This is a genomic window from Halorubellus litoreus (genome assembly GCF_037081675.1).
GTDB lineage: Archaea > Halobacteriota > Halobacteria > Halobacteriales > Natrialbaceae > Halorubellus > Halorubellus litoreus.
Window position 1 is genome coordinate 911,662 of the sequence record NZ_JAZAQL010000001.1, and the last position, 26,768, is coordinate 938,429.

22 protein-coding genes are annotated in these 26,768 nt (G+C 69.7%); 8 read left to right on the plus strand and 14 right to left on the minus strand.

Translation table 11 applies throughout. From position 1 onward, the window contains the following. Nucleotides 1-9 precede the first annotated feature (9 nt). The 12 genes from VYJ16_RS04625 to VYJ16_RS04680 all read right to left on the minus strand — a co-directional run bounded on the left by VYJ16_RS04625 (nt 10) and on the right by VYJ16_RS04680 (nt 14,388). Nucleotides 10-720 (minus strand): phosphoribosyltransferase family protein, encoded by a 711-nt coding sequence (locus VYJ16_RS04625; RefSeq protein ID WP_336349133.1) that lies wholly within the window; start codon nt 718-720, stop codon nt 10-12. A gap of 157 nt (nt 721-877) precedes the next feature. Then, a complete protein-coding gene (locus VYJ16_RS04630; RefSeq protein WP_336349134.1) occupies nt 878-1,429 on the minus strand; it encodes a DUF7519 family protein in 552 nt (183 codons plus the stop codon). Then, nucleotides 1,426-3,414 (minus strand): DUF58 domain-containing protein, encoded by a 1,989-nt coding sequence (locus tag VYJ16_RS04635; protein ID WP_336349135.1) that lies wholly within the window; start codon nt 3,412-3,414, stop codon nt 1,426-1,428. The genes VYJ16_RS04630 and VYJ16_RS04635 overlap by 4 nt, the downstream gene beginning before the upstream one ends. Then, the gene (locus tag VYJ16_RS04640; protein WP_336349136.1) at nt 3,411-4,409 is read right to left on the minus strand and encodes a DUF4129 domain-containing protein; all 999 of its coding nucleotides are present in this window, start codon (nt 4,407-4,409) and stop codon (nt 3,411-3,413) included. The genes VYJ16_RS04635 and VYJ16_RS04640 overlap by 4 nt, the downstream gene beginning before the upstream one ends. 152 nt (nt 4,410-4,561) lie before the next feature. After that, the gene (gene thrS, locus VYJ16_RS04645; protein ID WP_336349137.1) at nt 4,562-6,505 is read right to left on the minus strand and encodes a threonine--tRNA ligase; all 1,944 of its coding nucleotides are present in this window, start codon (nt 6,503-6,505) and stop codon (nt 4,562-4,564) included. A gap of 216 nt (nt 6,506-6,721) precedes the next feature. After that, entirely contained in the window at nt 6,722-7,249 is a 528-nt protein-coding gene (pyrE, locus tag VYJ16_RS04650) for an orotate phosphoribosyltransferase (protein ID WP_336349138.1), read from the minus strand. 263 nt (nt 7,250-7,512) lie between these two features. Next, nucleotides 7,513-8,058: a CDP-2,3-bis-(O-geranylgeranyl)-sn-glycerol synthase gene (locus tag VYJ16_RS04655; RefSeq protein ID WP_336349139.1), complete on the minus strand. Its 546-nt coding sequence runs from the start codon at nt 8,056-8,058 to the stop codon at nt 7,513-7,515. A gap of 25 nt (nt 8,059-8,083) precedes the next feature. Further along, nucleotides 8,084-8,839, minus strand: a complete 756-nt coding sequence (locus VYJ16_RS04660; protein ID WP_336349140.1) for a maleate cis-trans isomerase family protein — start codon at nt 8,837-8,839, stop codon at nt 8,084-8,086. Further along, nucleotides 8,836-10,452, minus strand: coding sequence for a hydantoinase B/oxoprolinase family protein (locus VYJ16_RS04665; RefSeq protein WP_336349141.1), 1,617 nt, complete (start codon nt 10,450-10,452; stop codon nt 8,836-8,838). The genes VYJ16_RS04660 and VYJ16_RS04665 overlap by 4 nt, the downstream gene beginning before the upstream one ends. Beyond that, entirely contained in the window at nt 10,449-12,494 is a 2,046-nt protein-coding gene (locus tag VYJ16_RS04670) for a hydantoinase/oxoprolinase family protein (RefSeq protein WP_336349142.1), read from the minus strand. The genes VYJ16_RS04665 and VYJ16_RS04670 overlap by 4 nt, the downstream gene beginning before the upstream one ends. Continuing rightward, on the minus strand, nt 12,495-13,703 hold the full coding sequence (locus VYJ16_RS04675; protein WP_336349143.1) for an Nramp family divalent metal transporter: 1,209 nt from the start codon (nt 13,701-13,703) through the stop codon (nt 12,495-12,497). Between the two features lie 142 nt (nt 13,704-13,845). Next, entirely contained in the window at nt 13,846-14,388 is a 543-nt protein-coding gene (locus tag VYJ16_RS04680) for a ribbon-helix-helix protein, CopG family (protein WP_336349144.1), read from the minus strand. 155 nt (nt 14,389-14,543) lie between these two features. On the opposite strand from VYJ16_RS04680, the gene VYJ16_RS04685 reads away from it, so the two are divergent. Beyond that, complete coding sequence (locus tag VYJ16_RS04685; RefSeq protein ID WP_336349145.1) at nt 14,544-15,383, plus strand: proline dehydrogenase family protein; 840 nt, start codon at nt 14,544-14,546, stop codon at nt 15,381-15,383. A 120-nt stretch (nt 15,384-15,503) separates the two neighbouring features. Then, nucleotides 15,504-16,169 (plus strand): DUF502 domain-containing protein, encoded by a 666-nt coding sequence (locus tag VYJ16_RS04690; protein WP_336349146.1) that lies wholly within the window; start codon nt 15,504-15,506, stop codon nt 16,167-16,169. Between the two features lie 43 nt (nt 16,170-16,212). Here the strand turns inward: VYJ16_RS04690 and VYJ16_RS04695 are convergent, their stop codons facing one another. Next, nucleotides 16,213-17,496 carry a DUF7094 domain-containing protein gene (locus tag VYJ16_RS04695; protein WP_336349147.1) on the minus strand — a complete coding sequence of 428 codons (1,284 nt, stop codon included), beginning with the start codon at nt 17,494-17,496 and terminating at the stop codon, nt 16,213-16,215. A gap of 153 nt (nt 17,497-17,649) precedes the next feature. On the opposite strand from VYJ16_RS04695, the gene VYJ16_RS04700 reads away from it, so the two are divergent. The 5 genes from VYJ16_RS04700 to VYJ16_RS04720 all read left to right on the plus strand — a co-directional run bounded on the left by VYJ16_RS04700 (nt 17,650) and on the right by VYJ16_RS04720 (nt 24,835). Next, complete coding sequence (locus VYJ16_RS04700; RefSeq protein WP_336349148.1) at nt 17,650-18,960, plus strand: helix-turn-helix transcriptional regulator; 1,311 nt, start codon at nt 17,650-17,652, stop codon at nt 18,958-18,960. Nucleotides 18,961-19,083: 123 nt separating this feature from the next. Next, nucleotides 19,084-19,875 (plus strand): electron transfer flavoprotein subunit beta/FixA family protein, encoded by a 792-nt coding sequence (locus tag VYJ16_RS04705; protein WP_336349149.1) that lies wholly within the window; start codon nt 19,084-19,086, stop codon nt 19,873-19,875. Next, entirely contained in the window at nt 19,872-20,831 is a 960-nt protein-coding gene (locus VYJ16_RS04710; protein ID WP_336349150.1) for an electron transfer flavoprotein subunit alpha/FixB family protein, read from the plus strand. The genes VYJ16_RS04705 and VYJ16_RS04710 overlap by 4 nt, the downstream gene beginning before the upstream one ends. 379 nt (nt 20,832-21,210) lie before the next feature. After that, nucleotides 21,211-22,320: a BMP family lipoprotein gene (locus VYJ16_RS04715; RefSeq protein ID WP_336349151.1), complete on the plus strand. Its 1,110-nt coding sequence runs from the start codon at nt 21,211-21,213 to the stop codon at nt 22,318-22,320. 1 nt (nt 22,321) lies between these two features. Further along, a complete protein-coding gene (locus VYJ16_RS04720; protein WP_336349152.1) occupies nt 22,322-24,835 on the plus strand; it encodes a methyl-accepting chemotaxis protein in 2,514 nt (837 codons plus the stop codon). An 82-nt stretch (nt 24,836-24,917) separates the two neighbouring features. Here VYJ16_RS04720 and VYJ16_RS04725 read toward each other — a convergent pair whose 3' ends face one another. Continuing rightward, nucleotides 24,918-25,775 (minus strand): DNA polymerase sliding clamp, encoded by an 858-nt coding sequence (locus tag VYJ16_RS04725; RefSeq protein ID WP_336349153.1) that lies wholly within the window; start codon nt 25,773-25,775, stop codon nt 24,918-24,920. 424 nt (nt 25,776-26,199) lie between these two features. On the opposite strand from VYJ16_RS04725, the gene VYJ16_RS04730 reads away from it, so the two are divergent. Beyond that, nucleotides 26,200-26,763, plus strand: coding sequence for a DUF8102 family protein (locus tag VYJ16_RS04730; RefSeq protein WP_336349154.1), 564 nt, complete (start codon nt 26,200-26,202; stop codon nt 26,761-26,763). The last annotated feature ends 5 nt before the right edge of the window (nt 26,764-26,768 follow it).

Here is a 26,768-nt window from a genome sequence, read left to right on the forward strand (position 1 = left end):
CGCGGTCGCTCAGAACTGCGTGAGTGCGCCGACGGGCGCGTCGGTGTGCTCGCGGGCGCGGTCGACGCCGTCGTCGCCGACGGCGATGAGCGCGAACACGCCGACGACGTCCGCGCCGGCGGTGTGTGCGATGTCCAGCAGGAGTTCCTGGGTCTCGCCGCTCCGGATGAGGTCGTCGACGACGAGTACGCTGTCGCCGTCGTCGAGCGCGCGCTCGGGGAGGTAGTACGTCAGTTCGATGCCGGACTGGAGGCGCTGGCGGGCTTCGACGAACTCCTCGACCGCGGTCTCCTTCGTCTTCTTCGCGTACGCACAGCGGGCGCCGAAGTAGCTCGCCATCGCCGCGGCGAGCGTGATACCGTCCGTGGCGGCCGTGAGGACGACGTCGGGCGCTTCGAAGTCGAACGCGTCGGCGGCGACGGGCGCGGCGAGGTCCAGGAAGGACTGGTCGAAGACGGCTGCGGAGTTGTCGACGTACCCCTCGTCGTCGACGCGCACGCGCTCCTCGAGTTCGGCGGCGAGTTCGTCGCGGCCAACCCCTTCGACGACCTCGCGGGCGCGGTCGGCGCTCGGGAGGACGTGCCCGTTCACGTACCGGTTCAGGTCGCCGGCGGGCAGGTCGGTGAGGGCCGCCAGTTCGTCGTAGGTGCGGGTCTCCTTGAGCATGCGGAGGACGGAGACCGCGCGAAGCTGCAAGGCGGCCTTCTCTGCTCGATTCATGGCGGATATGCGCGGTTGCACAACTATGAATACATCGAATCGGAGAGCGAGGGCTGTGCGCACGTCCGTGCACGCTCGGCGGGTGGTGAGCGACACGGCGACGGCGCGACCCAGTCGAGGACGAGCGCGACGGCGGCGACGATGGCGACGGCGCGACTCAGTCGAGGACGAGCGCGAGGACGAGCGCGACGGCGGCGACGATGGCGACGCCGGCGACGACGGGCGTGCCGCCGGCGCCTGCGAGGAACGCGGCGGCGGCGACCGCGAGCCCGAGCGCGCCGACGAGCGTCGCGTCCCGGACGTGTGCGAGCGCCACCCCGCGGTCCGTCGCCGTGCCGACCTGAGCGTCGACCGCGAGCGCGTACGACGCCCCGTCCCAGGCGACGAGCGCACCCCACGCACCCAGTGCCGTCGCGACCGGCGCCGCCCCGCCGAGTCCGGCGAGCACGGCCCCGGCGGCGAGCGCGACGCTCCCGGCTCGAACCAGCGGTCCCCGTCCCCGGCGCGCGCCAGCGGCCAGCGCCAGCGCGCCGCCGCCCGCCGCCGCCGTCGCGAGCCACGACGCCGGAGCAGTTGCGGCGAACGCAACCACCGCAGCGAGGGCCGCCGCGACGAACCCCGGGTTCGTCGCTCCGAGCCCATCGGACTCGCCCGAGGGCGCGACCGCTCGCCCCTCGGCGCCCCCGGTCGACCCGTCGCGGTCGGTCATCGGCCGTCACCCCAGACGGTCGTCCGCGAGAGCGCGACGCCGAGCGGTTCGTCCCACGCCCAGTCGACGACGCGGACGCCCGACCCGCGGAGGCCAGTGACGCGGAGGCGGCGGCCGACGCGCGCGAGGCGATGACTGGGCGTTCGCGCGAGCGTCGGGTCCGGACTCAGGACGGTCACCGCGCGCCCGCCGGCCTCGAACCGGCGCGCGATGGTCGCGGCGCGGTCGTCACAGAGCGGCGTCAGGAAGAACACCTGCGCGCCGTCCGGGATGCGACGGCGCAGGCGGTCGACGGACTGCGTGACGCGGAGGTTCCGCGCCGCCGGCACCGGAGACAGCGCGGGGTTCGTCGCGAGGAGGTCGCGGACGCGCTCGCGGTGCCCGCGACCCGACCCCGGCGGGAGCCAGCACTCGCTCGTCGACACCGCCGCGACGCCGACGCGGTTCCCGCTCGCGACGAGCGCGTCGTACAGCGACCCCGCCGCGTCCACCGCACGGTCGAGCGCGTGCGGTCCACCCGCGTCCGGGGCGACGTAGCCCGCGGCGCGGCCGTCGACGACGAGGACGATGGACGCGGCGCGTTCCTCGCGGAACTCGACCGTCGAGAGCGCGCCCGTTCGCGCGAACCGGTTCCAGTCCACCCTGGAGAGCGGGTCGCCGCGGCGGTACTCGCGCGTCCCGAAGAACTCCAGGCCCGACCCGCCCTCGTCGGTGTCGACGTTCCCCGCGTACCGCGTCGTGTGCTCGCGAAGCGGCACGTCCCGGGTCGCGTCGCCGAGCGGCGGAACGCATTCGAGTTCGTCGGGCGCATGCACGACGTGGCGCTCCTCGATTGCACCGGCACGGTCGGTGACGACCGCGAGCGCGCCCTCGTACGCGTGCACGCCGCGACGTGCCTCGACGACGTACTCGAAGGAGGTGGCGTCGCCGGACGCGAGCGAGCAGTGCGCGCGCGCCGACCCGTCGACGACCGAGAGCGCCGCCGGGACGCCGTCGACGACCCGGCACTCGCGGAGGGCGTCGTCGCCGACGTTCTCCACGGTCACCGCGACGCGCACGCGCTCGCCGGGGTCGGGGTCGGTCGTCGAGAGCGACCGCGACACCGCGAGGTCGACGCTCGGGGCGCTCGCAGCACCGCCCCAGGCTACGTACGCGGCGGCGACCGCGCCCGCGAACGCCGTCGCCGGCGACCCCGCGAACGTCCCGACGCCGAGCGCGACCAGCGCGAACGCGCCAGCGCCACGGTATCGGCCGGTTCGAGCGCGCTCCCGACGCACCGTCCCCGCGTCTTCGCCCACGGAGGCGTCCTCCCCGCCGTCGCCATCGGACGCCTCACCGCCGCCGTCAGCGGCGCTCGCGGGCAGCGAGACCGTGTGCGGGACTGCACCCAACCCGGCTGCGGGCGGGAACCACGACGACGACGGCGCGTCACCGTCGCCGTGGATGCCGGCGCGTTCGGCCACCGCGTCCGCCGCGGCCCGCGCCGCGACCACCACCGGCCGGTCACCGCCGACGCCGAGCGCGTCCCGGACGCGCTCCGCGACCGACGACTCCGGGAGCGACCACTCGCTCGCGAGGTACCGCGCAGCGACGGCGTCCTCCGTCCACGAGCCGTCGTCGACGCGCTCGCGCGCCACCGACCCCGGGACGCCCTCGCGAACGGAGACGACCGCCGTCGCCGCCCGCCGGAGCGCGTCCCGCACACCGCGCGGCGTCAACTCGACGTGCGCGCGTCCGACCAGCGAACCGAGCGCGACGTTCAGGCGCGCCCCCGGCGGGTCGCTCGCGACCGGCGACTCCACCGCCGGGAGCGGTCCGAGTCGGTCACCGCCACCGGCGTACGCGACCCACGCCGCCGCCACCACCGCCACCGCCGCCGCGACCGGACCGAGCACGCTCCCAGCAGTCGACTCGCCGACGGTCGCCGCGACCGCCCCCGCCAGCGCGAACGCGCCGACGCCGACCGCGACCAGCCACCGCCTCACGGCGCCTCCCCCCGCTCCTCGTTCCCGTCGTCGCGCGCGGCACCGGCAGCATCCATCTCGTCGCGCGCGGCACCGGCGGCGTCCGCCTCGTCGACAGTGGATTCGTCCGCGCCGTACTCGGCCTCGATGCGTTTGAGCGCCGCGATCGCGCGCTCGGCGCGTTCGCCGGTCGGGTCGCGGTCGCCGTAGCGGACCGCCTCGAACAGCGCGGTGAGTTCCCCGACCGCGTCCGGGTCGACGCCCGCGGCCGTCGCCGCCGTCGCGAACTCCCGAGGCGTCGACGTCGCCGGTCGCGAGACCGGGAGCACCGCCGCGAGTTCCCGCCACGCACGTACCACGTCGTTCTGCGGCGACGACCCCGCGTCGTCGAGGTACGCCGCTGCCCGGCCCGCCGCCGACCCCAGCGCCGTCCCGTCGACGACGTCAGTTCCCGCGTCGTCGGGTTCGTCCTCGGCCGACGCGGCCGCTTCGTCCGCCACGCGCTCGCCACCGTCGTCGCCGCGCAGTCGTCGCACCACGAGCCACCCGCCGACGAGGAGCGCGAGCACCACGAGCACCGCCAGGACCACGCCCGGTCCCGGCCCACCCGTCGCAGGCAGGCTCTCGGGCGACCCCTGCACGAGCGGACCACCGACACCGTCCGGGCCACCTGGCCCCTCGCCGTCCTCGAACACGCGCACCGCCACGAGCAGCACGCCCGCCACGACGACCGCCACCGCGAGCACCAGCGCGACGAACCGCCGCCGCAACCGCTCCCCGCCACCGCCGCCCGACCGCAGTCGCTCCACGAGCAACCACGCCCCACCCGCGACCAGCGCCACGAGCACCACCAGCCAGAGCACGCCACCGAGCGCCACCCCACCACCACCGCCCGCACCCGCCCCGAACGTCACACTCCCACCCCCAGCAGGTGCTGTCGACGGCGACACCGCGCCCGCCGCGAGCGCCACCGACGCCACCGCCAACGCACCCACGACCACCCCACGTCGCTCCATCACGCCCCGCTACGCCCGCCGCACACGAAAAGGCTTCAACTCGACACACCCGCGTCCGCCCCCGAACCCATCCCACCAGATGCCGGGCGTCGCACGGCAACCGCTCGTCGACCCCGAAATACACGAGAAACGAACTGCGACGACGCGAGCGCTCAGTCCGCGAGGAAGTCCGGGTTCAAGCGCTTCTCGCCGTTCTCCGCCTGGAGGTGCGCGAGGAACGCGTCGCGCTCCACGTCGTACTCCTGACGCTCCTTCCGGTCGCGCACCGAGATGTTGCCGTCCGCTTCCTCGTCGTCACCGACGATGATCTGGTACGGCACGCGGTCGTCGTGCGCCTGCCGGATCTTCCGCTCCAGCGTCGCGTCGCGCGTCGACACCTCCACGCGGAACTCGTCGAACTGCTCGGCGACCTCGTACGCGTACTCGAGGTTGTCGTCCGAGATCGGGAGAACGCGCACCTGCTCGGGCGCCAGCCAGAACGGGAACTTGCCCTCGAAGTGCTCGATGAGCACCATGAAGAACCGCTCGTAGCTCCCGTAGATACCGCGATGGATGACGACCGGGCGATGCTCCTCGTTGTCCTCACCGACGTACGAGAGGTCGAAGCGCTCGGGCATGTTGAAGTCGAGCTGGACCGTCGGCCCGTCCCACTTTCGCCCGAGCGCATCTTCGAACGCGAAGTCGATCTTCGGCCCGTAGAACGCACCGTCGCCCTCCTCGATGACGTACTCGTCCTCGTGCTCCGAGAGGACGCGCTCGAGGATGGACTCCGCGCGCTCCCATATCTCGTCGCTCCCCATCGACTTCTCCGGGCGCGTCGCCAAGGCGACCTCGTAGTCCAGCTCGAACGTCTCCAGCACCACGTCGATCGCGTCCATGATCTGCTCGACCTCCTGCTCGATCTGGTCCGGCCGCACGAACAGGTGCCCGTCGTCGATCGTGAACGACCACACGCGAGAGAGCCCCGACAGCTCCCCGCGCTGCTCTTTGCGATACACCTTCCCGTCCTCCGCGTACCGCACGGGCAGCTCGCGGTAACTCCACGAGTGGTCCTGGAAGATGGCGGCGTGACCCGGACAGTTCATCGGCTTCAGACCGTACTCGTCGTCGCCGACGTGGAAGAGGAACATGTCGTCCTCGTAGTTGTCGTAGTGCCCGGACTGCTTCCAGAGGTCCGTCTTGAACACGTGCGGCGTCTCCACGTACTCGTAGCCAGCGTCGAGGTTCAGGTCCTCGATGAACGCCGACAGCTCCCGGAGCACCGTCTTCCCCGGCGGATGATACAACGGCAGGCCGGGACCCGTGACCTCCTGGATGGAGAACAGGTTCATGTCGCGCCCGATCTTCCGGTGGTCGCGACGCTCCGCCTCCGCCTTGCGCTCCAGGAACGCCTCGAGCTTGCTCTCCTTCTCGAACGCCGTCCCGTACACGCGCGTCAGCATCTCGTTGTCCTCGTCGCCCCGCCAGTACGCGGCGGCGATCTCGCGGAGGTCGAACGCCTCGACCTCGCCCGTCGACGCGACGTGCGGGCCCGCACAGAGGTCCTCGAACTCGCCCTGCGAGTAGAACGTCACCGTCTCGTCGTTCTCGGCGAGGTCCTCGAGGAGCTCGAGCTTGTACGGCTGGTCAGCCAACCGCTCCTCGGCCTCCGCGACCGAGACCTCCTCGCGCTCGATGTCGTAGTCCGACTCGACGATGGCCTCCATCTCCTCGACGATACCGGCGAGGTCGCCCTCGTCGAGGTCGACGTCGTCGAAGTCGTAGTAGAAGCCCTCGTCCGTCGGCGGCCCGATAGCGAGCTTCGCGTCCGGATACTCGCGGAGCACGGCCTGCGCGAGGACGTGCGCCGCCGAGTGTCGGAGCACCCGTCGGTACTCGTCGCTCCCGTCCGTGACGATCTCGATCTCCGCGCCGTCGTGCACGGGCGCTTCCTTCGCGACGAGGTCGCCGTCGACCTTGCCCGCGACCGTGTCTCGGCCGAGACCCGGCCCGATCTCGTACGCGACGTCCTCGACGGACGCGTCCGCGTCGACCGCAAGCTCCGTGCCGTCCGGGAGGACGACCGTTATCTGTGACTCTGATTCTGATTGTGACATTGTTGTGACTGGGAATCCACGAGCTGGTTGGTATCTGCGAACGCGGAGAACGGTAGGGTGGGGGAGTTAGCGGGCGAAAGCCCGGCGTGTAAAGCAGACACCTACCATCGTGCCTCAACGTATCCGCGGTGCCAGCAAAAGGGTTGCGATGCTTCTCGAAGCGTTCACACGGCCCGTTCACCGCCGAGAGCCCGCGAGACTGCGACGAACCGGCGTTCAGTCGTCGACGTGCGCGAGGAGTTCGTCGGCGGTGACGAGCGATTCCAGTTCGACGCCAGCGTCCGCGAGGTTCTCCGTCCCTCCTTCTTGCCGGTCGACGACGACGAGTGCACGGTTCACTTCGGCGCCCGCGTCCCGGAGCGCCTCCACCGCATCGACGGCGGACTGCCCGGTCGTCGCGATGTCCTCGACGACCACGACCTCCTCGCCGTCGTCGAGCCGGCCCTCGACGAGGTTCGCCGTCCCGTACTCCTTCTGTTTCTTCCGCGCGATGACGTACGGCACGTTCGCCTCGAGTGCGGTCGCCACCACGAGCGGCACCCCGCCGAGTGCGACGCCCGCGGGTGTCTCGCCGTCGAGACGCTCGGCGAACGCCTCGCCGATGAGTCGAAGCGGTTCGGGGTTCGTCTCGAACAGGTACTTGTCGACGTAGTACTCGCTCGTTCCACCGTGCGAGAGCTCGAACTCGCCGAACTGCACCGCGTCAGCCGCCACGAGCGCGTCGATGAGGTCGTCGTTCGTCATTGCGAGAACTCCCGCCACGAACCGGCATAAGCGAACTGGAATCCGCGCGTCCCCGACCAGCGAGCCGTCCCGACCGACGATTCAAGTACGAACCCGCGGCGACGACCTGCGTGACGTAACCACGGCCTCGTCGCGGCCGAGACGGGAGCGCGACCACCCGCACGAGGCACCAGCCTGGTCGCCTGTCAGCCCCACCACCAGACAGCGACGCGACTCGACGGCGGAAACAACGCGAGTCGCTCGGAGCCCGACCCCGAGACGGTTCACCAGGGTTCGTCCTTCAGTCCGAGCTGGTACGCGATCATGTTCGTCCCGACGTGCAGGAGCGGCGTCAGGACGACGACCACGGCGAGCACCGGGAGCGTGAACCACGTCCCGAACCACTCGGGCGCGACGAGCGCCGCGAGCGCGAGCGCCACCACGACGAAGTCCAGTTGGTCGACGAGCGGGAACGCCGCACCGCGCTCGCGACCCGTTCGTCGCTTCAAGAACGACGCCAGAACGTCGCCGAGCATCGCCCCGAACGCGAGCGCGACCGCCGCCGCGAGCGGGAACGTCGGAACTGCGACGTCGAGCGCGTCGCCGACCGTCGGCGCGACCGCCGACAGCACGAGCGCCACCAGCACGCCCGTCACCGTCCCACCGGCCGTCCCGCGCCACGTCTTCCCGTCGCCGAGCACGCGACGCCCACCCCACGTCCGCCCGCCATCGATCGGTGCACCACCACCGAAGAGGACGGCCGCGTTGTTCGGGACGTACGCCGGCAGCATCGCCCAGAACGCCACGACGACCGTCGCAACCAGGTTCATACTCGGGGGGATTCGGCCCGGGTTCTTAACGACCTGTGATTTCGCCGAGACGACCAGGGACGGCCGACGCCGCCGCATCGGTCTCTCCGGCGGCCTCGAGCGCGTCCCAGAGCGTCGCCGCGTTACTGGAGACGACCGGCAGCTCGAACTCTCGTTCGAGCGCCGGCAGGAGGTCGAACGTCGCGTAGTTCGTGCACGAGACGAACACGGCGTCGGCTCTCGGTTCGCGGACGCCACCGGAACCGAGCGCGTTCCGGACCTGTCGCGCGGCGTCCGTCGCCGAGAGCGCACCGATCGCGGCGTTCGACTCGATACCGCGGCCGTCCACGGTCGCGACCGAGATGCCTTCCGCGTCGAGGAACTCGACCTCGCGGTCGTTCAGGTCGTCGGTGTACGGCGTGACGAGCGCGACAGTGCTGGCGTCGAGCGCGGCGAGTGCACGCTTCACCGAGCGTGCGGTCGCGACCGCTGGCGCACCCGTGATGTCCGCGAGTTCGTCCTCGAGTTCCGCGTCGAACCCGGGGCCGTGCAGGAGGCTGCCGGTCGTGCACGCGTACGCGACGACGTCGACGTTCGCGTCCGCCAGGCGGTCGGCGGCGGCGCTCGCGTCGTCGGCCATCGCGTCGAGTTCGTCGACGGTCACGTTCTCGAGCGGCATCCGCGCGACGTGCAGGGAGACGTCGTCGACGTCGCGGAGTACGGTCGCGAACTCGCGTTCGACGGTCGTGTTCGACGACGGAACGACCACGCCGAGCTTCGTTCGGTCTGCCGGCACGGTCACACCTTCTCGTCCGCGCGGTCGGTCTCGCGCGCCTCGTCGTCGCGGTCGGCGGCGTCGCCGTGGCCACCGCCACCTGGCGTGCCGACGGTGACGGTCGTGCCGGCGGAGATATCCCGCGTCGTCTTCGCGGGGACCGACTCGTCGTCGATGCGGTTCTCGCCGGGCTGGCCGTCCTCGCCGCCGGCGACACCCTTGGGTGCGTGCCGCCGTCGTTCAGTGAGGAGGGACACGGTCGCGTCCGCCTCGACGGTCACGGAACGCACGATGCCGAGGCCGCCGCGGTGTTCGCCGTCCCCGCCACTGCCCTCGCGGAGCCCGTACCGTTCGACTCGCAGCGGGTACTCCGCTTCGAGCGCCTCGATGGGCGTGTTGAGCGTGTTCGTCATCCCGACGTGGACGCCGTCGGTGCCGTCGCCGGTCGGACGCCCGCCGGCGCCACCGCCGATGGTCTCGTAGTAACTGAAGCCGTCGGCGTCGCGGCTGCCGACGACGAGGTTGTTCATCGTCCCCTGGCCTTGCGCCGGGACGCGTTCGGGGGCGGCGTCGGCGAACGCGGCGAGGACGACGTCGGTGACGCGTTGACTCGTCTCGACGTTCCCGCCGACGACGGCCGCTGGTGCGTTCGGGTTCAGGAGCGAGCCGTCGGGTGCCTCGACGTGGATGGGGTCGTAGCACCCCTGGTTCGGGGGGATGTCGGGGTCGGTGACGCAGCGGACGACGAAGTACACGGCGCTCGTCGCGACTGCGAGCGGCGCGTTCACGTTCCCGTCGACCTGGTCGGCGGTCCCCGCGAAGTCCACGGTGACGTCGGCGCCGTCGACGGTGACGGTCGCCTCGATGGGGATGTCCTCGTCGGTCTGGCCGTCGCCTTCGAGGACGTCTCGTGCGTGGTACTCGCCGTCGGGGAGTGCGTCGAGTTCGGCGGTGATGCGGTCGCGCGAGTAGTCCATGACGGCGTCGAACGCGCTCTCGATGCAGTCCCGGCCGTGTTCGGCGACGAGGTCGCGGACGCGCTCCTCGGCGCGGTCGTTCGCCGCGAGCTGTGCGCGGACGTCCGCCTTGCGTTCGCTGGCGTTCCGGACGTTCGCGAGGATGACGTCCATGACGTCGTCGTTCACGTCGCCGTCGATCGCGAGCCTGACCGGCGGGAGCCGCAGGCCTTCCTGGTAGATCTCGCGTGCCCCAGCGGGCATGCTCCCGGGGCTCTGTCCGCCGACGTCGGCGTGGTGCGCTCGCGAGACCGCGTACCCGAGGATGTCCGCCGAGTCCGTGGCGGTGACCGGCGACACCATGGTGACGTCGGGGAGGTGCGTGCCGCCCTGGAACGGGTCGTTCAGCACCCAGACGTCGCCCGGGTCGGGGTCCTTCGCGAGGACGGCGTCGACGGCGGCGGGCATCGCGCCGAGGTGCACGGGGATGTGCTCGGCTTGCGCGACGAGGCGGCCGTCGGCGTCGAAGAGCGCGGTCGAGCAGTCCCGGCGTTCCTTGATGTTCGGCGAGTACGCGCTCGTGATGAGTACTTGGCCCATCTCCTCGGCGACGCCCTCGAACTGGTTCCGGAGGATCTCGAGCGTGACGGCGTCGAGTTCCTCGGCGGACTCGGACTCGCTCACGCGTCGTCACCTCCGTTCGTCATGACGAACGTTCCGTCCGGTTGAACGGTCCCGGTCCAGGCGGGTGGGACGACGACCGTGCTCTCGTGCTGTTCGAGGATGGCGGGGCCGTCGACGGTCGCGCCCGCTGGGAGTGCTTCGCGGTCGTAGACGGTCGTGTCGTGGAACGCGTCGTCGAAGAACGCCTGCCGTTGGCCTTTGACTGGGTCGCCGCTGGAGTCGTACTGGACGCTGACGTCGGCGCGGTCGACGACGGCGGTGGTGCGGGCGTTCACGAGTTCGAGCGGGTCGTCCATCCGGTACCCGTACGTCGATTCGTGCGCGTCGTGGAACCGTTCGGCGACCGCGTCGGCGTCGAAGTCGTCGTCGACGGGGACGGTGAGTTCGAAGCTCTGGCCGGCGTACCGGACGTCGGCGGCGCGTTCGACGGTCGCGTCGGTCGTACCGGTGGTGGCGGCGTCGTCTCCGCCCGCGTCGGCGACGTCGGCGCGGACGGTCGCGGCGAGGTCGTCGTACGCGGCTTCGACGCGCTCGCGGTCGAGCGAGTCGAAGGGTTCGCGGAGCGTGCGGACGGCGTCGTGCTTCTCGTCGGCGGTGAGGAGGCCGTACGCGGAGAGGACGCCGCACGCGCGCGGGACGACGACGGTGTCGACGTCGAGTCGGTCGGCGAGCGCGGCGGCGTGCATGGGGCCGGCGCCGCCGAACGCGACGAGCCCGAACTCTCGCGGGTCGTGGCCGCGTTCGACGGTGACGGCGCGGATGGCTCGGGTCATGTTCGCGTTCGCGACGCGGTAGACGCCGCGGGCCGCGTCGAGCGCGTCGTCGAGGCCGGCGGTGTCGGCGAGTGCGGCGAGCGCGTCTTCGGCGGCGGCCTCGTCGAGCGAGAGTTCGCCACCGAGTGCGCTGGAGCCGCCGATGTACCCGAGGACGACGTTCGCGTCCGTCACCGTCGGGTCGGTGCCACCGCGACCGTAGCACGCGGGGCCGGGTTGGGCGCCCGCGGACGCCGGGCCGACGCGGAGCGCGCCGCCCTCGTCCACCCACGCCTTCGACCCGCCGCCGGCGCCGACGGTGTTCACGTCAACCATCGGCACTCGGATGGGGCGACCGTTGATGTCGGCGTCCGTGGTGCGTTCCGCGTCACCGTCGCGGACGAGACTCACGTCGCTGCTCGTGCCGCCCATGTCGAACGTGACGAGGCCGGCGAGGTCGCGGGTCGCGTCGCTCGCCGTCGCGGCGGCGCCGACGACGCCCGCGGCCGGCCCGGACATCGACGTGGTGACGGGGCGGTCGCGGACCGTCCCCGCACTGGCGATACCGCCGTTCGCCTGCATGATCCGCGGGGCGGGCACCTCGAGGTCGGCGGCGCGCTCCTCGAGTCGGCCGAGGTACGCGTCGATGACGGGCTTGACGTACGCGTCCACGACCGTCGTCGACGTGCGCTCGTACTCGCGGAACTCCGCGAGCACCTCGTGGCTCGCCGACACCGGCACGTCGAGTTCCTCGCGGAGCAGTTCGGTGACGCGCCGCTCGTTCTCCGGGTGCTGGTACGCGTGCAAGAACGACACGGCGACGCTCTCCGCGTCGCTCTCGCGGACGCGGTCGGCGACCGCGCGGACGTCTTCCGCCGCGACCGGTTCCTCGACGCCGTCGGTCGTCGTTCGCTCCGCGACCTCGAACCGGCGGCGTCGCGGGACGAGCGGGTCGGGTCGCGTCTCGTCGAAGTCGTAGAGGTCCGGGCGGTCCTGGCGCGCGATCTCGAGGACGTCCCGGAACCCCTCGGTCGTGACGAGCGCCGTCGCCGCACCCGCTTCCTCGAGGAGTGCGTTCACGGAGACCGTCATCGCGTGCGTGAACTCGTCGACGTCACTCGGCTCGACGCCCGCTTCGCGGCAGGCCTTCTCGATGCCGTCGACGACGCCGACGCTCTGGTCGCCCGTCGTCGGCACCTTCGCGGTGACGAGGTCGTCGTCGGCCGTCGACAGCACGACGTCCGTGAACGTGCCGCCGACGTCGACGCCGACGTGCGTTCGGTCGCTCACTTAGAGCACCCCCAGGATGGAGAGGAGCGTGCGGAGGCCGAGCCACGTCGCGACGAGCGTGACGACCGCGCCGAGGACGTTCTGCACTGTCGAGTTCGTGTAGCTCCCGAGGATGTCGCCGTCGTTCATCACGTAGATGAGGAAGATGGCGACGATCGGGAGCAGGAGGCCGTTCGCGACCTGCGCGAACACGATCGCTTGCACGGGACTGTACCCGAGCGCCGAGAACACGACGCCGACGAGGAGGATGCTCCCCCAGACCGCACGGAAGCGCGTGGACTTCAGGTCGGCGTCCCAGCCGAGTGCGCCCGCGGTGGCGTACGCGCCGGCGAGCGGCGCGGTCGTTGCGCTCGTGAACCCGGCGGCGAACAGCCCGATACTGAAGAGGACCTTCGCGTGCGTGCCGACGAGCGGCTCGATCTGCTCGGCCATCGTCCCGACGTTCTCGATCTCGGTGCCGACGGGGAACGCCGCGGCGGCCGTGATGAGGACCGCGCACGTGATCGCGCCGCCGAGGACGATGGAGAGGACGGTGTCGGCCCGGGACTCCGGGAGGTCGCCGGGGCCGTCCCAGCGCTCCTGGACGCTGCTCGCGTGCAGGAAGAGGTTGTACCCGACGACGGTCGTGCCGACGAGGCCCGTGATGAGGAACGCGGAGCCGTCGGGGACCGACGGCACGAACCCGGTTGCTATCTTCCCGACGTCGGGGCCGATGAGGATGGCGTCGAGGACGAACGAGAGCGCCATGATGGCGATGAGGCCGACGAGCGCCTTCTCGATGAGCTTGTAGCGACCCGTCCAGAGGAGCGCGCCCGCGCAGACCCCCATGAGCGGCCCCCAGACGTTCTCGCTGACGCCCGTCATGACGGCGAGCCCGGACGCGCCGCCGATGATGTTCCCGGTCTCGTAGGCGGCCGTCCCGATGCCGATGGCGGAGACGACGAGCGCGATGGCGGTGTAGCGCGCCGCGGGGTTGTCGAAGCGTTCGCGGAGCGCTTCCCCGAGGCCCTCGCGGGAGACGAGGCCGAGGCGCGCGCTCATCTCCTGGAGGACGATGGTCGCGACGACCGAGAACGCGATCGTCCAGAGGAGCGCGTACCCGAACTCGGCGCCAGTCACGCTCGCGGTCGTTACCGTGCCCGGTCCGATGAACGCGGCGGCCACCATCGCGCCGGGGCCGACCGCCTTCAGGCGTTGTACGATGTTCATGGATGACTATGTACGGCACTACGTCACACAGAAACACCCAAATAAGTACTTGAGACCGCCGAATACGCGCACCTCACGGAGTATGAAGCAGTATGAAGTCGTGTGAACGGACGAGGTGTCGGCCGGGTCGCCGCGACGCCCGCTACTCGCGGACTTCGGTGAAGATGACCTTCGAGACGCCCTCGTCGACCTCGACCGCGAACGGCAGTCGCGCCGTCGACTCCTCGACGAACCCCGTCATGAACCACTTCACGGACGCCGTCGGGAACACGACGTGGAACGTCTCCCCGTCGCTCTCCCGGACCGTGAGGAACCCGCAGAACGACAGCCAGTCCAGCAGTTCGCCGAGCGAGTCGAAGCGCTCCTCGTACTCGCGAGCGTGGAACGCCGCGACGCGATCGGCGGCCTCGACGAACTCCGGGTCGGGGTCGCCGTCGGCGTTCTCGACGTAGTCGAGGAAGCAATGCAGGAAGTCGACGTCGAGGAGCACGTGCTCGCCGCTCGACAGCATCCGATGGTACGATTCGAGGTTCGGGCCGGCGTCCGCGGTCGCCGCCTCGAAGTTCGCGGCGTAGAACGAGAGCGCCTGTCGCACCAGCTCGCTCTGCGAGCGCTCCGTCCGGTTCGTGAGCGACTCCAAGGCGGTCACGGCGTCCTCGTCGAGCGAGACCGTGATGCGTTCCATTACACCCCGAAACACGTTGCGCGTAGAAAGGAGTTCCCCAACTCGCACGTACACGGATGGGGCGGGACCCGGAACGCGTCGGGCCGCCGAGTACCCGCAGAGTACGCGAGCGCGGACCATCAATCCATTAATACTCCCAGTTCGGAGTTCCGTGTATGATTCCCCCTATCGCGTCGCGGTTCGTCGCCGGCGAGACGCCAGCGGAGGCCATCGACCACGCGCGAGCGCTCAACGACGACGACGTCTCGGCCATCCTGAACCTGCTCGGCGAGCACTACGACGAGCGCGAACCGGCTGCCGCGGACGCCGACGCGTACGTCGACCTCGTCGCGGACGTCGGACGGAGCGACGTCGACGCGTGCGTCTCCGTGAAACCCAGTCAGATCGGGCTCGACGTCGGCGAGGACGTCTTCCGTGACCTCCTCGAACGCGTCGTCGAGGCGGGCGACGAGCACGACGTCTTCGTGTGGGTGGACATGGAGGACCGCCACACGACGGACGCGACCCTCGATGCGTTCGAGGACTTCGCCCGCAAGTACGAGGGCGACGTCGGGCTCTGCGTGCAGGCGAACCTGAAACGCACTCCTGAAGACCTCGAACGGCTCGCGGACGTCCCCGGGAAGGTCCGACTCGTGAAGGGCGCGTACGACGAACCGAAGGACGTCTCGTACAAGCAGAAGTCGAAGGTGAACGAGCAGTACCGCGACCTCCTCGAGTACATGTTCCAGGAGTTCGAGGACGGCATCGCGGTCGGGAGTCACGACCCCGCGATGATCGAGTACGCGGCGGAACTCCACGACGAGTACGGGACGAGTTACGAGGTCCAGATGCTCATGGGCGTCCGCGAGGACGCCCAGCGTGACCTCGCCGCGGAGGGCGTCGAGGTCTGGCAGTACGCGCCCTACGGCGGGAAGTGGCTCCAGTACTTCTACCGGCGGGTGCGAGAGCGCAAGGAGAACGTCCTGTTCGCGGCGCGCGCCGTCCTCGGCGTCTGAACGAACCGCCCCGAGGGCGCCCCTCGACGCGGACGGAACCGAGCCGACACCGCTCCTCGGCGGCGACGACCGGCGTCGTGACTCGTCACACCCAAGACCCCGCCCCTACATTCCTCGGGCATGTCCTCCTGGAAGCGCGACTTCGCGTCGGGCCTCATCGTCGTCGTGCCCGTCCTCGTCTCCGCGTACGTCATCGCGTACCTCTACCGAATCGTATCGGGGGTAACGCCGAACGAGTTCGTCACGGTGGAACTCCTCAAAGAGCTCGGCGTGCCCAGGGCCGAAGCCGTCCAGCAACCCATCCAGGTCCTGTTGGTCATCATGGTGTTCCTCGTGCTCGTGCTCGCCATCGGGTACCTGATGCGGACGACCGCCGGCGGCCTCTTCGAGGGCGTCATCGACGACCTCGCGAACCGCGTCCCCGGCCTGCGCGTCATCTACAACGCGTCGAAGATGGCAGCCGAAACCGCGCTCGGCGGCACCGACTCCCTCCAGACGCCCGTGAAGATAACGACGTGGAACGGCATGCGGATGACGGCGTTCAAGACCGGGAAGACGACCGACGACGGCCGCGAAGTCCTGTTCCTCCCGACCGCACCGAACATCACAACCGGGTTCGTGCTCGAGGTCGACCCCGCGGACATCACGGAGACCGACGAGAAGGTCGAGGACGCCCTCACGCGCATTCTCTCCGCCGGCTTCGGCGACTCCGACACGATGGGCAACACCGTCGACATCGAGGACCTCACCGGCGGCACCGACCGCGAAGACGACCAGGAACGGTGACGGCGGACGCCAGCGACCGACCGCGAGACCGCGAGCCGTCGCGCTAGCTCGAGACGCTGACGTTTATCACCGTCCCGTCCTGCACGACGCGGACCTCATAGGCACCGTCGTTCGGGGGGAGCAGCCAGATGCGTCCATCCTCGCCCGTCCGACCGACCGTGTGGTCGTTCACGCGCACGAGCGCGTCCAGCGGCGTCGCGGACCCGTTCCCGCTCGCCGTCCGCGAGACGTTCACGAGCACCGGGGCGTCGCCGAGCGTCGGCGTCACGCTGACCGTGACGTTGTCCATCACGGCGACCGTGGACCCGGTCTTCGGGAGCTGGTCGAGGATGAGCTCCTGCTGTTCGCGTGCGACGTCGCTCGTCCCACCGTCTGCGTAGATCGCAATCGACCCCTGCGGGTGCCGGTACGTGATCCGATAGAGGTTCCGCGCGAGGTGCGTGTCGACCTCCGCGTTCCGTCGGAGCGACCCCTGGTACGACCACGGGTACAGCTCCGCGATGCGCGACCGGAACCGGTCGATGTTCCCGTCGAACTGGTCGACGCTATCGGGCGCTCGGTTGTCGAACCGGATCGCGTTCCGGTAGTATCGGCGGTCGTCGAGCATCTCGACGACGACGCCCTCGGTCGCCGCAGCCACGTGAATCTCGTTCACGGCGCCCTTGAGTTCGCCGGTGGCGGCGCCGCTGACGTGTTGCCTGATCGGCGATTGGAACGCTTCGAGCTCCATCCTGATGCTTCGGAGTCGCTGCGGGACCGGTGCGTCGGTGCGCTGGAGGCGGTCGAGCGAGTCCTCCATGGCGCGCGCCCGCCGGTCGACCATCGCAAACCGGAGTAGGAGCGTCCTCACGTCGACCTCGCCGGTCTCGTACTGGCGGACGGCCGCGGTCTCGGCGGCCGAGAGCGACTCGAGTTCGTCCTCGATGCTGTCGAGGTACGCGTCGACGACGGCTTCGCGAGCGCTCTGCGCCTGGAGCTGTTCGAGTTGGATGGCGACGAGCGTCGTCTGGTACTGGCTCTGGACGCGGTCCCCAGAGAACGCCATCGTCGCGGCGAAGTCCAGCTCGACGCTGCTGTAGTTCTCGGTGGCCGGCCCCACGAGCGAGAGGCGTCGGGTCGTGTTGTTCGAAGCGGTGTCGGCCTCGGGAGTCAGTCGGTTCGAAGCGGTGTCGTCCCCGAGACTCGATTCGGTGATGGAGGTGGCGTCGCCGGTAGCTGTGGTCGAGTCCGCAGCTTCAGTGACCGTCGACGCGTCGACGGCAACGGCCGGTGCGACGCCGGCCGTGAGAAGGAGGGCGGCGACGGCGAGAGCGGCAGAGCGACTCATTACCGGATGGTTACGCGTGCCGATACAAAAAGCGGTCGACGTTACGTAGTCGCCCGAGAGCGCCTCCGAGACGCCCCCATATCGTTCATAACGCCCGCTGACGTTTTATCGGGATGGAAAGCGTTTTTTCCTCGGGGGGTGCAAGGTCGGGATATGCGGTTTCGCCCCGCGTTGGTCGGAATCCTCCTCCTGTTGGTCGTGTCAGGGGCCGTGGTCGCCGCTGACGGGGCTCGTAGCGGCGGGTTCGAGTCGGCAGCGGCCGCCGAGTCGACGGCGTTCGAACGCGCAGACCCCGGGCTCGTGGTGACCGTCCAGTTACGGGCGGATGGCGACGCGAGGTGGCACGTCACGCACCGCTTCGTCGTGAACGGGACCAACGAGACGCGGGCGTTCGAGCGGTTCGCGGACGACGTGCGGTCCGGGAACCGAGACCTCGGCGTGGGGCGAGACACGTTCGCGCGGTTCGCGGCCGCGTCGAGCAACACCACCGCCCGCGAGATGGAGATCCGTGACGCGAACTGGACGGAGTCGACCGTCGAGAACGGCACGGGGACGGTGACGTACTCGTTCACGTGGACGAACTTCGGGCGCGTGGAAGGCGAGTCGTTGTTCGTCGGGGACGCGTTCCGGAGTCCGGACGGGACGTGGTTCCCGCGGCTCTACGACGGCCAGCGACTCGTCATCCGGCCGCCCGAGGGCTTGAACATCGTCGGGACGCCGCCGGACAAGGGACTCGACCAGCGAGCGCTCGTGTGGGACGGCTACCGCGAGTTCGAACCGGGGTACCTGTCGGTGGTACTCGAGCGACCGGCGACGACGTCGACGACGACGTCGTCCGTGAACACGTCGACGGAGGGGCCGGTTCAGCCGGACGATTCGTTCCTGCTCGGCGTCGGGTTCGCGCTCCTCCTGGTGTTCGTCGGCGCGGGGAGTTACTTCTTCGCGCGCTGGCAGACTCAGCAAGACGACGGCGACGGCTCGGCGGGCGTCCCGGAGGCATCCGACGGCGGGAGTCCACCTGCGGGGAGCGGTACGACCGATTCCGGGTCGGCGACGACCGCCGGCTCCGATGCGGCGTCGACGCCGCCGGACACCGGTTCGAGCGGCCCGGACGCGTCCGGCGGTGACGCGTCGACCGCGGTCGACGCTGGCGACGCCGCCGGTGGGGCGACTGCGGCAGGTGCCGCTGGTGCTGCGGTCGAGGACGGCGACGAGGACGGCGACGACGAGATCGACGAGGCGTTGCTCTCCGACGAGGAGCGCGTGCTCCGGTTGCTCGAAGGGAACGGCGGCCGGATGAAACAGGCGAACATCGTCACGGAGACCGGGTGGTCGAACGCGAAGGTCTCCCAGCTCCTGTCGGGGATGCACGACGACGACGAGATACAGAAGCTCCGTATCGGCCGGGAGAACCTCATCGCGCTCCCCGAGGAGAACGTCGCGGACTTCGGCGACGACGAGTGACGCCAGGTCTCGGTGTTCGGCTCGGGTGGGGTCGAGGGCGACGTGCTGGCGCGAGTCAACGGTTCTCGCGGGAACGCGGGTTTTCGTAACTATTACCCTGATTCCCGGAGAACCACTCGGACGATGAAGGTTCTCGTCACCGTCAAGGAGGTGGCTGCCGTCGAAGATGAATTCGAGATCGACGGAACAGCCATCGACGAGGCGTACCTCGAGTACGACCTCAACGAGTGGGACGACTACGCCATCGAGGAAGGCGTACAGATCAGTGAAGCCGAGGACGACGTGGAGGTCGTCTCGGTCACGATCGGCCCGGAGCGCTCCGAGGAGACGATCCGGATGGCGCTCGCGAAGGGCGCGGACCGCGCCGTTCGCGTGTGGGACGACTCCCTGGAGGACGCGGAACTGCTCGACGTGGAGGCGAAGACGAAGATGCTCGCGGCGGTCGTCGAGGAGGAGGATCCGGACCTCGTGCTGTCGGGCGTGCAGGCGGACGACGACGGGTTCGGTGCGACCGGTGTCTCGCTCGCGGACGAGGTCGGGTTCGAGTGGGCGGCGGTCGTGAACGACCTCGATCTGGACGTCGAGGACCGCGTCGCGAGCGTGCGCCGCGAACTCGAGGGTGGCGTCGAGGAGCTGACGGACGTGGAGCTTCCCGCGGTCCTCACCATCCAGACGGGTATCAACGAGCCGCGGTACGCGAGCCTGCGTGGCATCCGGCAGGCCCAGCGCAAGGAGATCAAGCCGATGACGCTCGACGACCTCGGCCTGTCGGCTGACGTCGCCGAGTCCGACCTGGAGATCGTGGACATGTACGAGCCCGAGACCGAGAGTGACGCGACGTTGTTCGAGGGAAGTCCGGAGGAGACGGCGGGACAGCTTGCGGAGGTTCTCCGTGACGGAGGTGTCGGCCAATGAGTGACGTGCTCGCGGTCGCCGAGCACCGTCGTGGCGAGCTCCGTGACGTCTCCTACGAGCTGGTGACGGTCGGGAGCGAGGTCGCGGACGCGACGGGCGGTGACCTCCACCTGGCAGTCATCTCGGGTGACGTGGACGCGCACGCTGACGCGCTGAACGTCGAGGGCGTCGACACGATTCACACGGTCGACCACGGCGAGGAGTTCAATCACGACGTGTACGCGCAGGTCGTCGAGCAGCTCTACGACGCGGTCGATCCGCAGGTCCTGTTGACGCCGAACAGCGTGAACGGCCTGGATTACGGGCCGGCGGTCGCGAACGCGCTCGACTTGACGTACGTGAGTGACGCGGTCGGCGTCGAGTTCGACGGGTCGACGTTGACGGCGACGCGCGAGATGTACAGTGGGAAGGTCGAGACGACGACCGAGGTCGAGGCGGAGTCGGTCGCGGTCTCGATCCGGAGCGCGGAGTGGCCGGCGACGGAGGCTGCGGGCGACGCCGGTATCGAGGCGTTCGACGCGGCCGTCGACGAGGACGCGGTGAAGTCGACGGTGAAGGGCTTCGAGGAGGTCGGTGGCGGCGACGTCGACATCACGGAGGCGGACGTCCTCGTCTCCGTGGGTCGTGGTATCGAGGAGGAGGAGAACCTCGACCTCGTGCGCGACCTCGCGGATGCGCTGGACGCGACGCTGTCGTCGTCGCGTCCGATCGTCGACAACGGCTGGCTCCCGAAGAACCGGCAGGTCGGGCAGTCCGGGAAGGTCGTGACGCCGGACTTCTACATCGCTATCGGTATCTCTGGCGCCGTTCAGCACGTCGCTGGCATGAAGGGCGCGGAGAACATCGTTGCGATCAACACGGACCCGAACGCGCCGATCTACGACATCGCGGATTACGGTATCGTGGACGACCTGTTCGAGGTCGTGCCGGCGCTCATCGAGGAGTTCGAGGGATAGCGCGACGCGGGCTTCCGCGGTCGGTTTTTCGCCCACGTTTTCCGACGGCTCCTCGGTGAGCGCAGCGAGTCGAGGCGGCCGTCGAGAGAAGGGGTCGCAGGTGGTGGAGTTGTCTGGTTTGGGATAGCTGTCGTCCCGACGTGAGAGTTGATACGTATCTCGACAGCTTCGCGGGAGTCGCGGCTATCGTTGCCGGTAAGTGCGGCGTGGGAGACATTTCTTTATTTCCGTCTCGAACGGGAAGAGAACAGCGAGACAGTCGCGCTTGCTCGCGGTTTCGTCGTCCCTGTCGTTCGCGGGAAGTTATGCTTGGGAATGTGTCGCAATCAAGCCACTGGCGAGTAACCTTAAGTGATAGACTTGAATAACTAACCTCGTCATGAAGTCGAGACGCGCCGTCCTGACAGGTGCAGGAACTGTCAGCACGGCGGCATTGGCGGGGTGTGCGTCACGGCTACCCGGGGTGGGTGCCGGCGATGGCGACGAGGTATCGACGACGACGACCAAACAGTTCGACGACAGCGACACCTACGTGGGGATGGTGTACGCGACCGGTGGCCTCGGCGACGACTCGTTCAACGACATGGCCAACCGCGGCATCAAGCGCTCGCGCGTCGAGTACGGCGTCGAGTACAAGAACGAAGTCCCGGAGTCACCCGACGACATGCAGGACCTACAGAGCGGGTACGCCGCCTCGTCGAATCCGGACTTCGACCTCGCGGTCTGCGTCGGGTTCCTCCAGACGGACCCACTCAAGCAGACCGCGAAGGCGCACGGCGACCAGCAGTTCATGCTCATCGACTCGGTCGTCGACCGCGACAACGTCGCGAACTACGTGTTCAAGGAGCACGAGGGGTCGTTCCTCGTCGGGCACCTGTCGGCGCTCCTCACGACGCAGGAGTTCGCCGCGGGTGCCGGCAGCACGAACCCGGACGCGACGACCGTCGGGTTCGTCGGCGGTATCGAGTCCGGCCTCATCAAGAAGTTCGAGGCCGGGTTCCGGGCCGGCGTCGACCAGGTCGACGAACCGGTCGACGTGCAGACGGCGTACGTCGGCGCGTTCGACGACGTCGAGGGCGGGAAGGAAGCGGCCGCGAAGATGTACGACGACGGCGCGGACGTCGTCTACCACGCCGCCGGCGGCACCGGCCTCGGCGTGTTCCAGGCCGCGCAGGAACGCGGCCGGTTCGCGATGGGCGTGGACTCCGACCAGTCCGAGAGCGACCCGCGGTACGCGAACGTCATCCCCGCGAGCATGGTCAAGCGCGTCGACACCGCCGTCTTCCAGGCGGTCGGGAACGTCGTCGACGGCGCGTTCCAGGGCGGGAGCGTCAACTCGCTCGGCCTCGCCGAGAACGGCGTCGAACTCGTCTACGGTAGCCCCCTCGGGGACGACATCCCGAGCGACGTCGTCGACGCGGTCGCGGCGTCCCGCGAAGGCATCGTGAACGGCGACATCAGCGTCCCGACGACGCCGGAGGGGAACTGACATGAGCGACGACGGCAGTTCCATCGCGGCGACGCTGACCCCCGGGTTCGTCCGGCGGCGGTACTCGGTGAAGTTCGCGGTTTCGATCCTCCTCGTCGTGCTCGTCATCGGCGCAGCAGGGTTCTACGGCTACCAGCAGACGAAGGAGACCGTGGAGACGAACACGAAGTCCCAGCTCCGCGAGGCGAGCGACCTGCGGGCGGCGGCGCTCTCGGGGTGGACCGAAAGCATCCGCGACCAGACGCGGTCCGTGTCCGCCGGCGACTCGCTGCGGACGACCGGCGACGCGGAGTCGTACCTGCAGACCGAGCAATCGCGGTTGTCCGACGACATCCTCGGCATCCACCTCGTGAACAGCTCCACGAACAGCGTGATGGCGAGCACCGACCCGATATCCGGGTTCGAGCTGTCGAAGCTCGGCGTCCCGTGGGCGAACGCGCAAGTGACCTCGGGGTCCGCGGAGGCGTCCGACCGCGTGTGGATCTCGAGCAGTTCGTACGAGTCGCCGCTGATGCCGTACACGCGCGGCCAGGTGGTTGCGTTCGCGAGCGCGGTCCCGAACACCGACGACCGGTACGTGGTCGTCGTGACGCGCATCCAGTCCCGTCTCGACACCGTCAAGGGCGGTGAGACGGCGGGGGCGACCCAGATCGTGAACGCGAGCGGTGGGACGGTCCTGGATTCGGGGAGTCAGGTCGAGTCGTCGCTGCACGGCGGCTCGCTCTCGGCGGCTCGCGAGTCCGGCGACCCGCAGTTCCAGCAGGCCGACGGCGAGGTGTACGCGTACTCGCGCGTCGACGGCACGGACTGGGTGGCGATGACGAGCGTCGACACCGCGCAGGCGTTCCAGGTCAGGAACGCGGTCGGCCAGTACGTGCTGTTCATCGTGCTGTCGGCGCTCGGGATGCTCGCGGTCGGCGCGGTCGTGCTCGGCCGGCAGACGGTGACGCCGCTGGCGCGCCTCCGGGACCGTGCGAGCGAGATGGAGGACGGCGAGCTGAACGTCGACCTGCAGACGAACCGCGTCGACGAGATCGGCCGGCTGTACGGGGCGTTCGCGTCGATGCGCGACTCGCTCCGCGACCAGATCCAGGAGGCCGAGGCGGCGCGAGAGCGCGCCGAGACGGCTCGCGAGGAGGCCGAGCAGTTGAACCGGCACCTGGAGCGGAAGGCCGACGAGTACAGCGACGTGATGGGTGCGGTGAGTGACGGCGACCTGACGGCGCGGATGGACACGGCCTCGGAGAACGAGGCGATGTCCGAGATCGCGCGCGAGTTCAACGGGATGATCGGAGAGATCGACCGGACGGTCGCGAACCTCCGGACGTTCGCGACGGACGTCGCGAGCGCGAGCGAGGAGGTCACTGCCTCGAGCGAGGAGGTTCAGAGCGCGAGTCGGCAGGTCAGCGAGAGCGTGCAGTCCATCAGTGACGGTGCGGAACGCCAGAACGAGCAGTTCCAGGCGGTCAGTGGCGAGATGGAGTCGCTGTCGACGACGACCGAGGAGATCGCGGCGACGACGAACGAGGTCGCGGACATCGCCGAACGGACCGCCGAGACCGGTCGCGAGGGCCGGGACGCGGCGGAGGACGCCATCGAGGGGATGGCGGCGCTCGAGTCCGGCTCCGAATCGGCGGTCGCGGCTATCGAGGACCTGGAGCGCGAGATGGCGCAGATCGACGAGCTCATCGAGTTCATCGGTGACATCGCGAAGGAGACGAACATGCTGGCGTTGAACGCGAACATCGAGGCGAGTCGCGGTGGGAGCGAGGCGGCGGCCGAGGACGAGGGGTTCGCGGTCGTCGCGCAGGAGGTCAAGGAGCTCGCGAGCGAGACGAAGGACGCGGCGGACGACATCGAGGCGCGCCTCGAGAGTATCCAGGACCAGACCGACGAGACGGTCGCGGAGGTCCAGCAGACGGCGGACCAGGTCGCTGCGAACACGGAGCGCGTCGAGGACGCGGCCGGGGCGCTCGACGAGATCGCGGCGTACGCCCAGAAGACGAACGAGGGCGTGCAGGAGATCTCGGCGACGACCGAGGAGCAGGCCGCGAGCACCGAGGAGGTCGTCGCGATGGTGTCGGAGGCGGCGACGATCAGCGAGGAGACGACGTCGGAGGCGGAGAACGTCGCGGCGGCTGCGGAGGAGCAGACGGCGTCGCTCTCGGAGGTCACGGAGAGCGCGGGGCATCTCGCGCAGCGCGCGTCCCAGTTGAGTCAGGCGCTCGACCGGTTCGACACGCAGTCGTCGGCGTCGGCGGACGACGGGTTCGTCGCGGACGCCGAGGCGGACGTGGACTTCGATGCGGACGCGGTGGCGTTCGAGGCCGAGTCGACGGACGCGAGCGCGGTCGAGGACGGCGCGCCGGCGGACGCGAGCCCGCTGGCGGACGCCGGCGGGGAGTCCGGTTCGGCCGGCAGTGACGCGGCGGACGAGGACGGTGACGGGTCGTCCGACGACGGCGACGGGCTCGGCGACGACGCGTTCGAGTTCGGCGCCGGCGACGACGCCTGAGGACCGCGCTCGGTCGCGCGGTCGGTCCGGTTCGTTCTTTCAGCGTTCGTCTCGGGAGCGACGGCAGTGTCCCTGGGCGCGTTCAGGTCCGGCTGAGTCGTGGGGCGACGAGGAGCTGGACGCGACCGTGGTCGTCGGCGACGTCGTAGCCGAGGGCGACGGGGGCGTCCTCGTCGAGGTGGACGTCGACGGGGGCGTCGCCGGGGAGGACGCGCGTGAGTGCGGCGAGGTAGTCGACGGAGAACAGCGACTCGGCGGGTGCGGGGTCGAAGCGGTGGCAGTCGCCCGCGGGTCGCTGGAAGTCGACGGTGTCGGCGTCGCCGTCGGCGTGCGCGTAGAAGCGGTCGGGGTCGGTGTCGAGGCCGAGTTCGAGGGTGTCGGCGACCATGTCGGCGGCGTCGATGGCGCGGGCGAGGACGTGGCCGTCGACGGTGACGGTGGCGTCGAGGTCGCTGGCGATGGCGACGGTGTCGGGCGGGGCGCGGACGGTGTCGGGGTCCAGCAGCGCGAGCTGGTAGGCGAGTTCGTCGATGCGGACGTGCAGCGTGCGCGTGGTCTCGTCGACGGCGAGTTCGACGGGGTCGTCGCTGGCGGCGAGCGCGAGGACGTCCTGGAGTCTGTCGAGCGCGACGCCGAAGCGCATGCCGTCGGCGTCGTAGCTGTGGAACGCGTCGGCATGGAGGTCGAGGTCGACCATGCCGACGGTCGCGGCGTCGATGGCGGTTATCGCGAGGCCGTCGGGCGAGACGTCGACGATGCACTCGTCGACGACGACGCTCGCCGCGTCGAGGACGGCGGTGAGCGTGCTCGCCGGCGCGATGGCGTGCAGGCCGGTGTCGTCCGGGTCGCGGTCGTCGGTCGGCTGGTCCTTGGTGGCGTCGGTGGTCGAGTGTTCGGTGTCGGTGCGCTGACTCGGGTCGGGTGTGGTGTCGGATTGCATGTGCGTGCTCCGTGGGTCGCGTCGACGCGCGACGGCAGCGCGTGACGGCGGGCGTGGCGGGGGCGGACGGCGAGCCGGTGGCTGCTCTTTGGGTAAGCGATAAGCCGCCGGCTACGGGAGTCACGCACGTGGTGCGGGACTCGGCTCGTGCCACGACGACCGGTCGTGCACTCGCGAGCCTGGCAGGGTAGGCGAGTGCGCGACGACGGTTCGGTGCCGTTCTGATTGCGACGACGGTTCGGTGCCGTTCTGATTGCGACGACGGTTCGGTGCCGTCGGGGTGCGCGTCGACCGCGACCTGTTCGCTCCGAGCGGGAACTACCTGATAAGGATTGCCTAGACGAACCGAGAGGAATCGCCACAGATAATCAGTATCGGGTTATATTTCTGTCTTCTCTCGTAAAGTCGTAATCGTATTCCGATTATGCCTGATTCGTCAGCGCGCGACCGTGGCGTCCTCACGAACGCGGACCGCGCGTACCTCCGCGGCGACCGCACGTACGGGAGCGTCCAGGCCGAACGGAACGCTCGCGCCCGCATCCGTCAGCGAACCCTCGACGCCCTGCTCGACTTCGAGACCCTCGTCGAGGGCCTCGAGGACCGCGACCTCGACCTCGTCTTCGCGTCCTCGCTCGCGGACCGCGACGGCACCGAAGCCTTCGACGCGCTCGTCTCCACCGTCGCCTTCCTCTACCGCGGCGTCGACCGCACCGACCTCGACTTCGAGACCGTCCTCCGCGAAGGCGTGAACCTCGCCGAGGCCGCCGACGACCGCGCCGCCACCGTCTCGCTCGACGTCACGAACCACGACCTCGACGTCGACCACCTCACCGGGAAGCTCGAAGCCGGCGAGTCGCTGTCGCTCACCGAGATCGCGTACCTCTACGAGTCCACCGAGGTCGCCCGCGACGAACTCGCGACGTACTTCGACGACGACGCCGGCGAACTCGACGACGGCCGCGTCCAGTCGAAGGTCACCGACTACTGACCGCG

What these genes read in the sequence shown, in the direction of transcription:
- VYJ16_RS04655 (WP_336349139.1), bottom strand. Translation starts at nt 8,058, where the DNA reads ATGAACCTGGTTGCGACGGTCGTCGTGGCGTTCTGGGCGATGCTGCCG.
- VYJ16_RS04715 (WP_336349151.1), top strand. Translation starts at nt 21,211, where the DNA reads ATGAAGTCGAGACGCGCCGTCCTGACAGGTGCAGGAACTGTCAGCACG.
- thrS (WP_336349137.1), bottom strand. Translation starts at nt 6,505, where the DNA reads ATGTCACAATCAGAATCAGAGTCACAGATAACGGTCGTCCTCCCGGAC.
- VYJ16_RS04700 (WP_336349148.1), top strand. Translation starts at nt 17,650, where the DNA reads ATGCGGTTTCGCCCCGCGTTGGTCGGAATCCTCCTCCTGTTGGTCGTG.
- VYJ16_RS04720 (WP_336349152.1), top strand. Translation starts at nt 22,322, where the DNA reads ATGAGCGACGACGGCAGTTCCATCGCGGCGACGCTGACCCCCGGGTTC.
- VYJ16_RS04640 (WP_336349136.1), bottom strand. Translation starts at nt 4,409, where the DNA reads ATGGAGCGACGTGGGGTGGTCGTGGGTGCGTTGGCGGTGGCGTCGGTG.
- VYJ16_RS04685 (WP_336349145.1), top strand. Translation starts at nt 14,544, where the DNA reads ATGATTCCCCCTATCGCGTCGCGGTTCGTCGCCGGCGAGACGCCAGCG.
- VYJ16_RS04690 (WP_336349146.1), top strand. Translation starts at nt 15,504, where the DNA reads ATGTCCTCCTGGAAGCGCGACTTCGCGTCGGGCCTCATCGTCGTCGTG.
- VYJ16_RS04675 (WP_336349143.1), bottom strand. Translation starts at nt 13,703, where the DNA reads ATGAACATCGTACAACGCCTGAAGGCGGTCGGCCCCGGCGCGATGGTG.
- VYJ16_RS04630 (WP_336349134.1), bottom strand. Translation starts at nt 1,429, where the DNA reads ATGACCGACCGCGACGGGTCGACCGGGGGCGCCGAGGGGCGAGCGGTC.
- VYJ16_RS04725 (WP_336349153.1), bottom strand. Translation starts at nt 25,775, where the DNA reads ATGCAATCCGACACCACACCCGACCCGAGTCAGCGCACCGACACCGAA.
- VYJ16_RS04710 (WP_336349150.1), top strand. Translation starts at nt 19,872, where the DNA reads ATGAGTGACGTGCTCGCGGTCGCCGAGCACCGTCGTGGCGAGCTCCGT.
- VYJ16_RS04625 (WP_336349133.1), bottom strand. Translation starts at nt 720, where the DNA reads ATGAATCGAGCAGAGAAGGCCGCCTTGCAGCTTCGCGCGGTCTCCGTC.
- pyrE (WP_336349138.1), bottom strand. Translation starts at nt 7,249, where the DNA reads ATGACGAACGACGACCTCATCGACGCGCTCGTGGCGGCTGACGCGGTG.
- VYJ16_RS04695 (WP_336349147.1), bottom strand. Translation starts at nt 17,496, where the DNA reads ATGAGTCGCTCTGCCGCTCTCGCCGTCGCCGCCCTCCTTCTCACGGCC.
- VYJ16_RS04680 (WP_336349144.1), bottom strand. Translation starts at nt 14,388, where the DNA reads ATGGAACGCATCACGGTCTCGCTCGACGAGGACGCCGTGACCGCCTTG.
- VYJ16_RS04730 (WP_336349154.1), top strand. Translation starts at nt 26,200, where the DNA reads ATGCCTGATTCGTCAGCGCGCGACCGTGGCGTCCTCACGAACGCGGAC.
- VYJ16_RS04705 (WP_336349149.1), top strand. Translation starts at nt 19,084, where the DNA reads ATGAAGGTTCTCGTCACCGTCAAGGAGGTGGCTGCCGTCGAAGATGAA.